Source organism: Rhodobacter maritimus, assembly GCF_058747975.1.
Window position 1 is genome coordinate 3,220,241 of the sequence record NZ_CM179095.1, and the last position, 15,052, is coordinate 3,235,292.

A 15,052-nucleotide genomic window follows, 5' to 3' on the forward strand; every position below is an offset into this window, starting at 1 on the left:
AGATGGGAAGGTTACTGCGCGAAACGCATCTCGGCGGCGGCGGCCGCTTCGGGATAGACGGTGACAAGCCGGCCATCCTGCCATTGCATCCCCATCATCGACGCGCGGTCGTTCTGGTTGCCCGCGCCGAACTGCACGCCATACCCGGCCGCCGTGGCGCCCTGCGGGATGTCGATCGCCGAGACAGAGGCGACGATGGCGTCGGGTTCGAAGCTGCCGGCCCCGTCGATCGCCTTCAGAACCGCCATGGCGCCCACATAGTTGTTGAGCGAATGGCCCGAACGGGGTTCCTCGTTGTATTTGGCCTTGTAGGCCGCGACAAAGGCTTCAAGGCCCGGCGTGAACTCGGTGTTGACGGCATATTGCGTGAAGTCGGCATCCAGAACGCCTTCGATCACATCCGAACCGACGGCCTCGGCGGTGGGCAGCATCGAATAGCCGCCGCCGCCGCCGATGATCGCGGCAGGCTTGAAGCCGGCCTCGTTCGCCTGTTGCAGGAACAGCACCGAGTCATTCTGATACGAGGTTTGCAGAACGATATCGACTTCGCGCTGCTTCAGGTCCAGCACGATCGAGGACATGTCGACGGTTGCCGCCGGATAGCCCTGGGTCGTGACGATGTTCAGCCCGGCTTCCTCGCCATAGCGCTTCTGGTGGCCGGCCACCGAGGTGCCATAGCTCGAATCCTCGTGGATGATGCCGATCTTGAGATCCTTGGGATCCTTGCCCAGACCGGGTGCAACCTTCTCCACGATCATGTTGACGATCAGCTTGCCCATGTGATCCGCGGTCGGATTGGTGCGGAACAGGTATTTGAAGTCACGCGCGGTCACTTCGTCGGCCACGGCGCCAAGCTCGAAATAGGGGATACCGGCAAGCTCTGCCACTTGGCTGGCGGCGATCGAGCGCGCCGAGGAATAGGACCCGAAGATCGCCTTGACCCCGGCGACCGAAATCAGGCGGCGCGCTTCGCCGATGGCCTGGTTGTTATCGACCGCATCGCCGCGTTCCAGCACGACCTGCTCGCCCTGGACGCCGCCGGCGGCGTTGATCTCATCGACCGCGATTTCAAGGCCGCGGGCGCTTTCCTCACCCAGAAGCGCAAGCCCGCCGCTGAACGGATAGAGCGCCCCGAATTTCACCTCGGCGGCGGCTTGTCCTGCAAGAAGGGCAAGCGCAAGCGCGCTGCTGGTCATCAGTGCTGTTTTCGTCATGTCTTCCTCCCTTGGGTCGAACCCGTTTGAAATGCTTCAGTAATCAAGCGCCGCCTTGCCCTGGAAACTGGTGATCGGCGGATGGGCGCGCTCATCCGTCACCACGTCGATGACGGTCACCCCGTCACCCGAAAGCGCGGAACGCAGCGCCCCGGCGAAATCGTCGGGGGCCTCGATGCGGATACCCGAACAACCGCAGGCCCGCGCGATGTCGGCGTGATCGACGGCCTCGAAGTGGCACACATCGGTATGGTCGCCGAAAAGGCTCAGCTCGGCATGTTTCTGATAGCCCAGGATCTGGTTGTTCAGCACCACCACGACCACGGGCAGCTTCATGCGGCGCGCCGTTTCCAGCTCGCCCCAGACATGGGCGAAACCGCCATCGCCGGTCACGCAGATCACCGGCGCATCGGGACGCGCCGCCTTGGCGCCAAGCGCGAAGGGCAGCCCCCAGCCCAGCCCGGCAAGGCCCCGCGGGGTCAGGAACCGCTGGCCCGCACGGCGCGCGGTCAGCCCGTTGGCAATCCAGATCGAGGAATAGCTGGCATCGGCCACGACGATGCTGTCGGGGGTCAGGGCGGCGTCGATATCGGCCATCATGCGCTCGGGGCGCAGGGGGGCCGCATCCATCTTCACCAGACGCGCCAGATCGGCTGCGGCCGCGGCATGACCCGCGGTGATCCCGGCCTCGAGGTCCGCGCGGCGCGCCCGGGCGGCCGACAGATCGCGCGACCCGAGTGCCGCGTTCAGGGCGGCCAGCGTCGATTTCGCATCGCCCTGCAATCGCAGCGCCTCATAGTTCCGGCCGATCTCGGAAGGGTCGACGTCGAGGTGGATATAGCTCGCCCCTTCGGGATAGAGCGACCAGCTGTCGGTTCCGTTCTGATTGGTCCGGTTGCCGATCAGGAAGACCACATCCGCCTGCGTCACCAGATCACGAAGATGCGCGGTGCGGCCGCCCGGCGCCATGAAATACCCCACGACACCGACCGACAGGGGATGCGTCTCATCCACCGCGCCCTTGCCCATGACCGTTGTGGCCACCGGCAGGCCCATTTCCTGCAAGGCCGACAGCTCCGCACAAGCGCCCGAGGCATGCACCCCGCCGCCGGCAATCACGATCGGCGCGCGCGCCGCGGCCAGGACATCCGCCGCCCTTGCGATCTGCGCCGGATCGGCCACGGCCCGGTCCAGCGGGAAGTGGCCCAGTTGCGCCTGACGGCGCGCCGCGCCGGCACGCAGCTCCGGCCGGGCATCGAGCACATCGACCGGCACCAGCAGGACCGCAGGGCCACAGCGCCCACTGGCTGCCGCGGTAAAGGCCATGTCCACATAATCGTCGATACGGGCCGGATCGCTTACCCGGCGCACCCATTTCGCCACGCCCGAGAACAGCGCGAAATGGTCCAGCTCCTGAAAGGCGTTCCTGTCGGTAGCGGCGCGATGCACGTCCTGCACGATCGCCACCACCGGGATCGAGGCTTTCAGCGCCTCGGCCAGCCCGGGCACCAACAGCGTCGCGGCCGGGCCGTTCTGCCCCGTCACGACCGCCACCTTGCCCGAGACCCGCGCATAGGCATCGGCCATCGCGGCGCCTGCATTTTCCGTGCGGTATCCCACCTGACGGATGCCGTAATGCGGCGCGGCAAGGAACAGCGCCGACGGGATCGACTGGCCGAAGATCTCGGTCACGCCATGGCGCTGAAGCGCCGCCGCCATGAGGTCCGCGCCGGTCTGGTTCGTTGCGGCATTGATTTCGGTTTGCTGGGTCATTTCCCGTTTTCCTCGCGAAGCGCTTCATCGGTCATGGCAAGAACGATCTTGCCGACATGGCTGCCACCATCCATGCGGGCATGCGCGCGCGCGACTTCCTCGAAGGGGAACACGCTATCGATGACCGGCAGCGCCACGCCGCGCGCAAGAAGCGGCAGGACATGTTCTTCAAGCGCGCGCGCCAGCCGCGCCTTCATCTCGACCGGGCGCGCCCGCAGGGTCGATCCGCTCAGCGTCAGGCGCTTGAACAGCAGCGGGCCTAGATCAAGATCGGCGCGGCTGCCCTGCTGGAACGCGATCTGCGCGATCCGCCCATCCACCGCCACCAGGTCAAGATTGCGCTGGAAATAGGGCGCCCCCACCATGTCGAGGATGACATCGGGCCCCTTGCCGCCGGTCAGTTGGCGCGCCTCGGCCACGAAATCCTGCGTGCGGTAATTGATCGCGTGATCCGCGCCGATCCGCAGGCTGGCCGCGCATTTCTCATCGGTGCCTGCGGTGGCGATGACATGCGCACCCCGCGCCCTGGCAAGCTGGATCGCGGTGGAGCCGATCCCGGACGTGCCGCCATGCACCAGCAAGGTCTCGCCCGCGCGCAATGCGGCGCGCTCGAAGACATTGCTCCAGACGGTGAAGTAGGTTTCGGGCACCGCCCCCGCCTGAATGAAGCCCATCGTGTCGGGAATGGCGATGGCGATGTCCTGATGCACGATGGCATGTTCGGCATAGGCGCCCGAGGCCACCAGCGCCATCACCCGTGCCCCCGGCGCGAAGCGCGTGACATCGCGGCCCACGGCCTCGACAACGCCCGCAAGCTCAAGGCCCAGCACATCGCTTGCGCCGGGCGGCGGCGGATAGTTGCCCTGGCGCTGCATGACATCGGGGCGGTTCACCCCGGCTGCATGAACGCGCACCACGATCTCGTCCGGGCCCGGCGCGGGCAGGCTGCGCTCCGTGATGCGAAAAACCTCCGGGCCGCCTGCGCCCTCGGCAATCACCGCGCGTGTCTTGTCAGTCATGCGACACCCTCATCCTGTTCGTTTCCCGGAAGCAGCAGAACCTTTACCGCGGCGCGCTCGCGCGCGATTCCGAAGGCCTGCGGCGCATCGGACAGCGAGGCACGATGCGAAATCATGAAGCGCAGCACGGCACCATGGCGCGCCAGAAGCCCGATCGCTTCCCGAAACGCGCGCGCGGTCGTATCATGGGCCCCACGCAACTGCTTTTTTTCCCGCACAAGGCGGATCAGATCGAGTTCACATACGGATTTATGGATACCCGCCACGACCAGAATGCCCCGGGGCCGAAGCGCGGCAAGCCCCTCGTTCACAGCCGGAGCGTGGCCAGTGGCCTCGATCACCTTGTCGGCCGCGGCACCGAATATGCGGGCAACGGCCTGCCCCAAGCCTTCCTGCGCAAGATCGACAGTGTTTTCGAGACCCAGTTGCCGCGCGCAACCCAGCCGCGGGGCATCATCGAACCCGGCGAGAAGAACCCGGGCACCGCGCTGCTGCGCGACCCATGCCGCCGCGAGGCCGATGGGCCCCGGCCCCAGAACCACGACCGCCTCGCCCGATGCCACATCGGCAAGGTCCACCGCGTTGACGGCAACCGCCAACGGCTCGGCCAATGCCGCAAGATCGAGCGGCAGATCGTCGGGGATCGGAAAGCAGTTTGCCGCGGGCACATCGGCGAACTGGCAGAATGCGCCGTCGCGGTGCAGGCCGATCACCGTGCGGTTGGAGCATTCATCGGGACGGCCGGCCCGGCAGCCCGCGCAGGACCCGCAGGGCACGGTCGGCCAGCAGGTCACGCGGTCGCCGCAGCCGAGCGCCCCGGCCCCCATTCCGACGGCCGTCACCACGCCCGCGAATTCGTGGCCAAGTGTCAGCGGAAGCAGGCGTGCCATGAACTCGTAGCCGGGTGTCCAGTCATAGGCGTGCAGATCGCTGCCGCAGATGCCCGTCGCGGCAATGCGCAGGCGCACGAACCCCTCGGCCGGCGGTGCGGCGGGTTCCGGCAATTCGACAAGCTCGGCACCAAAGCCGGCCTGAACCTTGCGCAGCGCAAGCATGATAATTCTCCTCCGCCGGATGCCGCCCTCCCGACGTTGCGTCGGCTCCTCCGAGATGCGGCTTCCAAATCTTGTGTAATATGTTATTTGTTATAACACAAACGTCAACAGGGTTCCTCGAATGACCGAAAGAAGCGCGCGGATTGCAAAAATTGATGCAAAAACAGATGCTTGGGTTCGACCAATCGTCAAGGAGAACCTGAGCGACCAGGCCTATGCCGAATTACGCGCCGCCCTGATGCGCGGCCATTTGAAACCCGGGGATCAGCTTCCCCTTCGCCCGTTGTCAGAGCGATTCGGCATCAGCGCCACCCCGATGCGTGAGGCCCTGACCCGCCTTGTGGTCGAGCGTGCCCTGGTGCTGGATGCGCGCGGAACTGTTACCGTGCCCCGGCTGACCCGCGACCAGCTTCTTGAGATCCGCTCGATCCGGGTGGATCTGGAAGGGCGCTGCGCCGAAGAGGCCGCGCGCAGCGCGACGGCGGCGCAGATCGCGGAACTTTCCGGGATCCATGACGAAATCATCGCCGCGCAGCGAAACCAGGATTTCCGGGCCGCGGTCGACCTGAACACCCAGTTCCATCTGGAACTGTGCCGGATTTCCGGCCTTCCGATCACATGTGAACTGGTCGAAGGCCTGTGGGTGCGCTGCGGCCCGATCCTGACGCATCTTTACGATTCCGGCGTTCCGGAAGGGTGGGATCCGCATCCGCATGTCCGCATCATCCGGGCGCTCGGCGCACAAGACCCCGCCGAGGCACGGCGCGCCATTCAGTATGACATCGAGAACGGCGGGCAAGGCCTGCTTGATTACGTCTCAAGCTGACCCGCCGCGCCGAAGGCCGGGGACGGCACCACGGGAAAGGACCGCATTCGCAGGCCGCGCGATCACGGCCCTATGCGGGGAAAATGCGCGGCAGCGTGCGGCATGTCGGAGGTTGGTGACCCCGGCAGGATTTGAACCTGCAACCTGCCCCTTAGGAGGGGGCTGCTCTATCCAGTTGAGCCACGGGGCCGTGGCCCCCTTATCGCGGGCAATGCGGGATCGTGCAACTGCAATGAAAAGGAGGAGCGTTTTTGGCCCACGGCTCCTCCTCTCCGTTCCGCTGCGCCGCGTCACGGCGGTGGCGGGCGCAATGGACAGGTTCGGGCGACAATCTTTCATTGCGACAGCGTATTGCTGCCCGTTACCGCTAACATAAATCGGGCACGGCGCTTGCACAAGCGAAACCTTTGGCGCTAATCATTGGGAAAGCTCCACAGAAAGGTGCCCCGCGTGAGCCACTCTCCCGCAGATCCCCGCCGCGCTTTGACCCTGCGGGATGTTTCCGAAGCCTCCGGCGTGTCCGAGATGACGGTCAGCCGCGTGCTGCGCAATCGCGGCGATGTCTCGGACGCCACGCGCGAAAAGGTGCTCGAGGCCGCCCGCACGCTTGGCTATGTTCCCAACAAGATCGCGGGGGCGCTTGCGTCGCAGCGGGTGAACCTTGTGGGGGTGATCATCCCCTCGCTGTCGAACCTCGTCTTTCCCGAGGTTCTGTCGGGCATCTCGAAAGAGCTGGAGGATACCGGGCTGCAACCCGTCATCGGCGTCACCAGCTATTCGCCGGAAAAGGAGGAAAGTGTCCTTTACGAGATGCTGTCCTGGCGGCCCTCGGGGCTGATCATCGCGGGGCTGGACCATACCGCCGCCGCGCGCACCATGCTGGAGAATGCGGGCATCCCGATCGTCGAGATCATGGATGTGGACGGCAAGGGCGTCGACAGCGTCGTCGGCATCTCGCACCGCCGCGCCGGGCTGCACATGGCCGAGGCGATCGTCGCGGCCGGCTATCGCAAGATCGGCTTTCTGGGCACCAAGGTCACGCAGGACTATCGCGCGCAGAAGCGGCTTGACGGGTTCAAGGAGGGACTGGCTGCGGCCGGACTTTCGCTGTCCGACGAGGAATATTATTCCGGCGGCTCGGCGCTTCTGAAGGGGCGCGAGATGACGGAAGCCATCCTCAAACGCTCACCCGATCTCGATTTCCTATATTATTCCAACGACATGATCGGTGCTGGCGGGCTTTTGTGGTGCCTTGAGCACGGCTATGACGTGCCCGACCGGATCGGGCTTGCGGGCTTCAACGGTGTCGATCTGCTGGACGGCCTTCCGCGCCGCCTGGCCACGATGGACGCCTGCCGGCGCGAGATCGGCGCCCGCGCCGCACAGATCATCAGCGGGCGCGGCCAGTCCGGCCAGATCGGCGGCGAGGTGATCGAGCTGGAACCCGTGCTGCAACTGGGCGACACGATCCGCAAGGCGTAGATCAGCCCTTGGCACCCCAGCTGATCGAGGCATGCTGGCGGGTGTAGAACTCGCCCATGAGCCCGATCATCAGCAGCGCCAGCCCGACATAGACGGGATAGCTGACCGACGAGAAATGCGGGTTGTAGTTGATGAAGGTATAGCCGCGCGCCTGGTCGATGACATGGAAAAGCGGGTTCCAGTCGAACAGCACCAGCATGCTTTTGGGCAGCGTATTGGCTAGAAACATCTTGCCCGAGGCGATCATGTTGACCCGGCTGTAAAGCGTCTGGGCGATGCCCACGAAGCCCGGCGCCCAGGGCTTCGCGGCCAGGAAGACCATCCCCAGCGCCACCCCCGTGAACCAGGCCAGAAGGATCATCCCCAAGGCCCCCACCGGGTTGTAGATCTGGATCGGGTTGATCGCGGCGTGATAGATGAACAGCACCACGGCGATGGACAGAAGCTGGATGTAAAGCGCCCCCAGCGCGGCCGACCCGATGGAGATGGCAGTGGTCATCGGGGCGTGCTTCATCATCGCCGAGGTCGGCCCTTCGGAGCCGAAGACCGCGCCCATGGATTTCGTATGGGTCATGAACATGAAGATCCCGCTCATCAGGTAAAGCAGGAAATCGCCGCGCACCGAGCTTCCGCGCAGGCCGAGAACGTCGAACATGACGTAGAAGGTGACCACCAGCATCGCGGTCTGCGTCATGTTGATCAGAAGGCCGATGACGGCGTGGCCATGCGTCTTGCGGATCGAGCGGACGGTGGAATGAAAGATCAGCTCTGCCAGCGTGAAGGCGGAAACGATCGTGCTCTTGCTGCGCTCTGGCCTGAACATGCCGGTATGATTCCGCCGAAAGGGTGCCCGATGGGCGATTGTCGCCCGGAAACCTTGCCGTTCCCTTGATGGGCGATCATAAGGTGGGAATGTCGTTGTTGCAATCTGCCGCCCGCCGACCGGGCAGAGGAGGATAAGATGGATATGGACCGCCTCGTGATCGTGATGCGCCGGCTGGCGCTTCAGGCCGGCGCGCGGATCATGCAGATCTATCAGTCCGACGATTTCGACGTGCGCACCAAGGCCGATGCCAGCCCCGTGACCGAGGCGGACGAGGCGGCGGATGCGCTGATCTCGGAAGGGCTGGCCGAGGCTTTCCCGCAGGTCGACCTGGTGACCGAGGAACAGGCGGCAAGCCACGCGGTCGAAAGCCGGGCCTTCCTGATCGTCGATCCTCTGGACGGCACCAAGGAGTTCGTCCAGAGGCGGGGCGATTTCACCGTCAACATCGCCTATGTCGAGGACGGCGTGCCGCTGCGCGGCGTCGTCTATGCCCCGGCAAGGGGGCGGCTTTTCTATACGCTGGCCGATGGCCGCTCGGTCGAGGAGACCGGCCCCTTCCTGCCTGACGTCATCGGCGAACAGAAACCGATCACCGTCTCGGTGCCCGACAATCGCGGGCTGATGATCGTGGCGTCGAAATCGCATCGAGATGCGGCGACCGATGCCTATATCGCCCAATATGCCGCGCGGGACATGACCTCGGCGGGCTCGTCGCTGAAATTCTGCCTTGTCGCCACGGGCGAGGCCGATCTTTACCCGCGGCTGGGGCGCACGATGGAATGGGACACGGCGGCGGGCGATGCCGTCCTGCGGGGCGCCGGGGGGCAGATGGTGCGCTTTGACGACCATACGCCCTTCACCTATGGCAAACCGGGTTTCGAGAACCCCTTCTTCATCGCCTATGCCCCGGGCGTGCTTCTGGTGAAATAATGTCCGTTCTGATCGTCATTCCCGCCCGCTACGCCTCGACCCGCTATCCCGCGAAACCGCTGGTGGCCCTGACCGGGGCAAGCGGCCAGTCGAAAACCCTGATCCGCCGCAGCTGGGATGCGGCAATCGCGGTAAAGGGGGTCGACCGGGTCGTCGTCGCAACCGATGATGCGCGCATCCGCGACGAGGCCGAAAGTTTCGGCGCCGAGGTCGTGATGACCTCGGAAGCGTGTCAGAACGGCACCGAACGCTGCGCCGAGGCGCTGGAGAATCTGGGCAGCAAGGCCGAGATCGTGGTCAACCTGCAAGGCGATGCCCCGCTGACGCCCGCCTGGTTCATCGAGGATCTGGTGCAGGGCCTGCGCGACAACCCCTGGGCCGAACTTGCCACCCCGGTTCTGCGCTGCGAGGGCGAGACGCTGGCCTCGCTGCGCGAGGATCGCCACCACGGCCGTGTCGGGGGCACCACGGCGGTTTTCGGGGCGGGGAACCGCGCGCTCTATTTCTCCAAGGAAGTCATCCCCTACACCTCGTCCAGCTATCTTGCGCATGAGCCGACGCCGGTCTTCCATCACGTCGGGGTCTATGCCTACCGCCCCGGCACGCTCAGCGCCTATCCCTCCTGGCCCGTGGGCCCGCTGGAGCGGCTGGAAGGGCTGGAGCAGCTGCGGTTCCTGGAAAACGGCCGCGCGGTCCTTTGCGTCGAGGTCGAGGCCCGTGGGCGCCAGTTCTGGGAGCTGAATAACCCCTCCGACGTGGCCCGGATCGAGGGGATGATGGCCGAGATGGGGCTGGACTAGCCTGGCTGCGCCCGCTCGGCGGTGCACCGCCGATAAAATACGCGTCAGGTAGAAATTTTGCCGCAATTTCCCAATATACGGGGCGCGTGCCGGATGCCACAACTTGAGTCGGGGTCGTCTGGCGGCGTATTCTGCCCCGAATTTGCAGTGACCGGGACGCGGCTCCCGGGAATAGAAGGTGAATGATGAAACGCAAGGTCACGAAAGCGATCTTTCCGGTCGCGGGGCTTGGCACCCGCTTCCTGCCTGCCACGAAGTCGATTCCGAAAGAAATCATGACCCTCGTGGACCGTCCGCTTATCCAGTATGCGATCGACGAGGCGCGGGCCGCCGGCATTCAGGAGTTCATCTTCGTCACCTCGCGCGGCAAATCCGCGCTTGAGGATTACTTCGACAATGCGCCCGAGCTCGAAAGTTCGCTGCGCAAAAGCGGCAAGACCGCATTGCTCGAAACGCTGAAGGCCACCGATATGGATTCGGGGGCAATCGCCTATCTGCGGCAGAACCGCCCCCTGGGCCTGGGGCATGCGGTCTGGTGCGCGCGCCGCCTTGTGGGCGATGACCCCTTTGCCGTCATCCTGACCGATGACGTGATCGCGGCGGAAAAGCCCTGCCTGCAACAGATGATCGAGGCCTATGAGGAAACCGGCGGCAACATGGTGGCCACCATGGAAGTCCCGCCCGAGAAGGCCTCGGCCTACGGGATCCTCGACATCAAGGAAGACATGGGCGCGATCGTGTCCGCCAAGGGCATGGTCGAAAAGCCGAAGGCCGAGGACGCCCCCTCGAACCTTGCGGTGATCGGGCGCTATATCCTTTCGCCCAACATCATGGGCCATCTGAACCGCAAGAAAACCGGTGCCGGCGGCGAAATCCAGCTGACCGATGCCATCGCGCAAGAGATCGAAAACGGCGAACCCGTCTATGGCTATCGCTTCCGCGGGCAGCGCTTCGACTGCGGCTCGAAGGCGGGCTTCCTGCAGGCCACCGTGGCGTTCGGCCTTGCCCGCGAAGAGCTGCGCGACGAGTTCCGCGAATATCTGGGCGATATCGCTGCGATGCATAAGGCGGCCGAATAACTCACCGGTGACAGCCCCGTGCCGATCTTGGGCCGGACGCGCGTGTCAAAACGCCGTCCGGCCCTTTTCATGATGAACCCGGCCGCCTCGGCGCCTATGTACGGGCCAACGCAGGGAACTATCCGCGGATCGAAAACAGGGCCCATGACCGAACGCATATCGCCATGGCAGACATACCGGCTGCGACTGAAGCGCCGCAGGCTGCTGTGGCGCGCCATCCGGTCGCGCCACAGCCTGACGCCCTTGGCCATGCGCACCGGCCACATCCGTAAGGATGACATCCTGTGTTTCGCCACCATGCGCAACGAAATGGCGCGCCTGCCGTTCTTTCTGGCCCATCACCGCAGGCTGGGCGTCGCGCAGTTCCTGATCGTCGACAACGAAAGCACCGACGGCACGGCCGATTACCTTGCCGGGCAGGCCGATGTCTCGCTCTGGTCGACGCCGCGCAGCTATCGCGCCGCGCGCTTCGGGATGGACTGGGTGAACTGGCTTTTGCTGCGCCACGGGCATGGCCACTGGTGCCTGACCCTCGATGCGGACGAGCTGCTGATCTATCCCGGCCACGAAACCCGCCGCCTGCCCGAACTGACCCGCTGGCTTGAGGCGCGGGGGGCCGAAACGATGGCCGCGATGATGCTGGACATCTACCCCAAGGGGCCGCTTTCGGGGGCAATCTGCGCGCCGGGGCAGGATCCGCGCGAAGCGCTTGGCTGGTTCGATGCCACGGGCTACGGCTGGCAGCGGCAGCCGCGCCACGGCAACATCTCGATCCGCGGCGGTGTGCGCGAGCGCGTCTTTTTCGCCGATTGCCCCGAACATTCGCCCCATCTGCACAAGACCCCGCTGATCCGCTGGAGCCGCCGCTACGCCTATGCAAGCTCGACCCATCTGGCGCTGCCGCGGCGGCTTAATCGCGGGTTCGACGCCCGGCTGAACCTGCCCACCGGGCTTTTGCTGCATACGAAGTTCCTGGATGTCGTGATCGGAAAATCGCGCGAGGAAAAGCACCGGGCCGAGCATTTCACCCATCCGGGCCGCTACCACGGCTATTACGACGACATCATCGCCGACCCGGATCTGTGGTCGCCGGATTCGCTGCCGGTCGGGGATGCGCAAGACTTTGAAAGGCTTGGCCTGATGACGCGCGGCCACTGGCCCGCGACAGGGTGAAGCCCCTGGGTAAAGTTCTGTTTACGGAACCTCGTGAAAACTATATTTTGCCGGAAATTCGCCAGAAATACGGATCAAAGGCCAGATCTGGTGCGATGCTCTGGCCAGAGCCGAAACCACGCATGCGCAGGACGACCGGGGCAGGAACCACCGAAGAGGTCAGACAGGCTTGAGCTTGATGCAATCATATCGCCTGCGCTTGCGCCGCAAGCGGCTTTTGATCCGCGCCTTTCGCAAGCGGCGCGAATTGCGGGCGATTTCCGATCGCACCGGCCAGATCCGCCCATCGGATATCCTTGTCTTCTGCACCGCCCGGAACGAACGCATCCGCCTGCCCTATTTCCTGCGCTACTACCGCGATCTTGGGGTCCGGCACTTCCTTTTCGTCGATAACGGCTCGGATGACGGGTCCGCCGAATATCTTGCCGCGCAGTCCGACGTTTCGGTCTGGCGCACCACGGCAAGCTACCGGCGGGCGCGCTTCGGGATGGACTGGCTTAACCATCTTTTGCGCAAATACGGCACCGGGCACTGGACGCTGACCGTCGACCCCGACGAATTCCTTGTCTTCCCGTTTTGCGACACGCGCCCGATCAACGCGCTGACCGACTGGCTGGACACCTACGAATTGCGCGCCTTTCCAGCAATGCTTCTGGACATGTATCCCAAGGGGCCGATCGACCGGATACCCTATGCCGAGGGGCAGAACCCCTTCGAGATCGCCTGCTGGTTCGATGCGGGCAACTACACGATTACCAAGAACCAGCAGATGCGGAACCTGTGGATTCAAGGCGGCGTGCGCGCAAGGCTGTTCTTCGCACAGGACCCCGCGGCGGCGCCCTCGCTCAACAAGATCCCGCTGGTGCGGTGGGAACGTTCGTTCGCCTATGCCTCCTCGACGCATATGCTGCTGCCGCGCGGGCTCAACATCACCTATGACGAAATCGGCGGGGAAAAGATCTCGGGCTGCTTGCTGCACGCCAAGTTCCTCAGCACGCTTGGGTCGAAGGTCGCGGAAGAGCTGCACCGCAGCCAGCATTATGCGGGATCGCGCGAATACCACGCCTATGCTGAAAAATTGTCGGATGACGCCGATATGTGGTGCAAGTGGTCCGAGAAATACATCAACTGGAGGCAGTTGGAGATCCTTGGCCTCATGTCGAAAGGAAACTGGGCGTGAGCGTCGGTTTCATCATGATGTGCCACACGGCCCTGCACCGCGCCGAACAGGTCGCACGGTTCTGGGCCACGAATGGCGCGCCGGTTGTGATCCATGTCGACCGGCGGGTCGGGCGCAAGGCGTTCGGCGGGCTTTGCACGGCGCTTGCCGACCTGCCCAATGTCTCCTTCTGCCAGCGGTTCAAATGCGACTGGGGCACCTGGTCGCTTGTGCAGGCCGCGCAGGCGGGCGCCGAGCAGATGCTGGCCCGCCACCCCGGGGTGCGGCATGTGATGCTGGCCTCCGGGTCGTGCCTTCCGTTGCGTCCGGTGCAGGAGCTGGTCGAATATCTCGATGCCCGGCCACAGACCGATTTCATCGAAAGCGTGACCACCGCCGAAGTGGGCTGGACCGTGGGCGGCATCAACATGGAGCGTTTCACCCTGCGCTTCCCGTTTTCCTGGAAGCGCAGGCGGCGCCTGTTCGACAGCTGGACCAACCTGCAACGCCGCCTTGGCGTGCGCCGCCGCATTCCCGCCGGGATCGAGCCGCATCTGGGCAGCCAGTGGTGGTGCCTGACCCGCCAGACCCTGAGCGCGATCCTCCAGGACCCCCGGCGGGCCGAGTTCGACCGTTATTTCCGCAAGGTCTGGATCCCCGACGAAAGCTATTTCCAGACCCTCGCACGCCGCTTCAGCACCGCGATCGAAAGCCGCTCCCTGACGGTGGCGAAATTCGGCTATCAGGGCAAACCTCATGTCTTCTATGACGACCATCTTCAGCTTCTGCGCCGCTCAGATTGCTTCGTGGCGCGCAAGATCTGGCACAATGCCGATCGCCTCTATGACACGTTCCTCACGCCGCGCGAGCCGCAAAGACCGCTGGCCGAACCGAAACCGGTCAAGATCGACCGGCTGTTCGCGCAGGCCGCCGACCGCCGCATGAAGGGCCGCCCCGGGCTTTACATGCAAAGCCGCTACCCCTGGCAAGACCGCGAGAACGGCAAGACCTCGGCGCCCTATTCGGTCTTTCAGGGCTTTTCGGATCTGTTCGAGAATTTCGATGCCTGGTTGTCACGGCATGTCGGCGCGCGCGTCCATGGCCATCTGTTTGCACCCGCACGCGCAGAATTCGCAGCAGGTGAGACCTTGTTCAGCGGGTGCCTGACCGACAGCCCGGCACTGCGCGACTATAATCCGAAATCCTTCCTGACCAGCCTGATCTGGAACGCCCGCGGCGAACGGCAGTGCTTCATGTTCAGCCCGCGCGAGACGCAGGCGCTCAACTGGTTCACCGCCACCGATCCCAATGCGCAGATCTCGGTGATTTCGGGGGCCTGGGCGGTCACGCTGTTTCGCCAGAACCGCAATTTCGGCGACATCCGGCGCGATGCTGCGCAGTTGCAGCAGATCGAGACCGAGCATCTCAAGATCCTGCAGTCCATGTATGTGAAGGCGCGAGTCCGGATCTGGACCATGGCCGATTTCATCGAAAACCCGATGGAGCCATTGCAGAACATCATCGACGAGATTTCGCCGCGCGCCACACGGCGCCTGACCGAGGTGCCGCGCATGGTCGACCTGAGCGGCTTTGGCCAGTTCCTTCAGAACCTCAAGAACCAGGGCATGCAACCCCGCCTCATGGGCGAGTTTCCGGTGGATACCCCTGCTGCACCGCAGACTGCCACGCGTGGCCGTCCCTATATCGTGAAGTGAA

13 protein-coding genes and 1 tRNA gene are annotated in these 15,052 nt (G+C 64.5%); 8 read left to right on the forward strand and 6 right to left on the reverse strand.

Annotation, left to right across the window (positions count from 1 at the left end; all coding sequences use genetic code 11):
* Positions 1 to 11 precede the first annotated feature (11 nt).
* Genes AC4PTO_RS16140 through AC4PTO_RS16155 form a run of 4 tightly spaced genes read right to left on the reverse strand, consistent with a single transcriptional unit; the run spans position 12 to position 5,061 of the window.
* A complete protein-coding gene (locus AC4PTO_RS16140) occupies positions 12 to 1,214 on the reverse strand; it encodes an ABC transporter substrate-binding protein (protein WP_492730217.1) in 1,203 nt (400 codons plus the stop codon).
* A 36-nt stretch (positions 1,215 to 1,250) separates the two neighbouring features.
* Entirely contained in the window at positions 1,251 to 2,987 is a 1,737-nt protein-coding gene (locus AC4PTO_RS16145) for an acetolactate synthase catalytic subunit (protein ID WP_492730219.1), read from the reverse strand.
* Positions 2,984 to 4,006 carry an NAD(P)H-quinone oxidoreductase gene (locus tag AC4PTO_RS16150; protein WP_492730221.1) on the reverse strand — a complete coding sequence of 341 codons (1,023 nt, stop codon included), beginning with the start codon at positions 4,004 to 4,006 and terminating at the stop codon, positions 2,984 to 2,986. Before AC4PTO_RS16150 ends, AC4PTO_RS16145 begins: the two co-directional genes overlap by 4 nt.
* Positions 4,003 to 5,061 carry a zinc-dependent alcohol dehydrogenase gene (locus AC4PTO_RS16155; protein WP_492730223.1) on the reverse strand — a complete coding sequence of 353 codons (1,059 nt, stop codon included), beginning with the start codon at positions 5,059 to 5,061 and terminating at the stop codon, positions 4,003 to 4,005. Before AC4PTO_RS16155 ends, AC4PTO_RS16150 begins: the two co-directional genes overlap by 4 nt.
* Before the next feature lie 238 nt (positions 5,062 to 5,299).
* Here AC4PTO_RS16155 and AC4PTO_RS16160 point away from each other — a divergent pair, with 238 nt between their 5' ends.
* Complete coding sequence (locus tag AC4PTO_RS16160; protein WP_492733660.1) at positions 5,300 to 5,887, forward strand: GntR family transcriptional regulator; 588 nt, start codon at positions 5,300 to 5,302, stop codon at positions 5,885 to 5,887.
* A gap of 113 nt (positions 5,888 to 6,000) precedes the next feature.
* Here the strand turns inward: AC4PTO_RS16160 and AC4PTO_RS16165 are convergent.
* Positions 6,001 to 6,077: transfer RNA gene (locus AC4PTO_RS16165), tRNA-Arg, on the reverse strand.
* A 335-nt stretch (positions 6,078 to 6,412) separates the two neighbouring features.
* Between AC4PTO_RS16165 and AC4PTO_RS16170 the strand changes: the two genes are divergently transcribed.
* Entirely contained in the window at positions 6,413 to 7,369 is a 957-nt protein-coding gene (locus AC4PTO_RS16170; RefSeq protein ID WP_492733662.1) for a LacI family DNA-binding transcriptional regulator, read from the forward strand.
* Between the two features lies 1 nt (position 7,370).
* Here AC4PTO_RS16170 and AC4PTO_RS16175 read toward each other — a convergent pair whose 3' ends face one another.
* A complete protein-coding gene (locus AC4PTO_RS16175; protein WP_492730225.1) occupies positions 7,371 to 8,192 on the reverse strand; it encodes an ABC transporter permease in 822 nt (273 codons plus the stop codon).
* Positions 8,193 to 8,330: 138 nt separating this feature from the next.
* Here AC4PTO_RS16175 and cysQ point away from each other — a divergent pair, with 138 nt between their 5' ends.
* The 6 genes from cysQ (at position 8,331) to AC4PTO_RS16205 (ending at position 15,051) form a co-directional block, all read left to right on the forward strand.
* On the forward strand, positions 8,331 to 9,125 hold the full coding sequence (cysQ, locus tag AC4PTO_RS16180; protein WP_492730227.1) for a 3'(2'),5'-bisphosphate nucleotidase CysQ: 795 nt from the start codon (positions 8,331 to 8,333) through the stop codon (positions 9,123 to 9,125).
* Positions 9,125 to 9,925, forward strand: coding sequence for a 3-deoxy-manno-octulosonate cytidylyltransferase (locus AC4PTO_RS16185; protein ID WP_492730229.1), 801 nt, complete (start codon positions 9,125 to 9,127; stop codon positions 9,923 to 9,925). The genes cysQ and AC4PTO_RS16185 overlap by 1 nt, the downstream gene beginning before the upstream one ends.
* A gap of 182 nt (positions 9,926 to 10,107) precedes the next feature.
* Positions 10,108 to 11,004: a UTP--glucose-1-phosphate uridylyltransferase GalU gene (galU, locus tag AC4PTO_RS16190; protein ID WP_492730231.1), complete on the forward strand. Its 897-nt coding sequence runs from the start codon at positions 10,108 to 10,110 to the stop codon at positions 11,002 to 11,004.
* Between the two features lie 144 nt (positions 11,005 to 11,148).
* On the forward strand, positions 11,149 to 12,177 hold the full coding sequence (locus AC4PTO_RS16195) for a glycosyltransferase family 2 protein (protein ID WP_492730233.1): 1,029 nt from the start codon (positions 11,149 to 11,151) through the stop codon (positions 12,175 to 12,177).
* 178 nt (positions 12,178 to 12,355) lie between these two features.
* Positions 12,356 to 13,357: a glycosyltransferase family 2 protein gene (locus AC4PTO_RS16200; RefSeq protein WP_492730235.1), complete on the forward strand. Its 1,002-nt coding sequence runs from the start codon at positions 12,356 to 12,358 to the stop codon at positions 13,355 to 13,357.
* On the forward strand, positions 13,354 to 15,051 hold the full coding sequence (locus tag AC4PTO_RS16205) for a DUF5927 domain-containing protein (protein ID WP_492730237.1): 1,698 nt from the start codon (positions 13,354 to 13,356) through the stop codon (positions 15,049 to 15,051). The genes AC4PTO_RS16200 and AC4PTO_RS16205 overlap by 4 nt, the downstream gene beginning before the upstream one ends.
* Position 15,052: the final 1 nt, after the last annotated feature.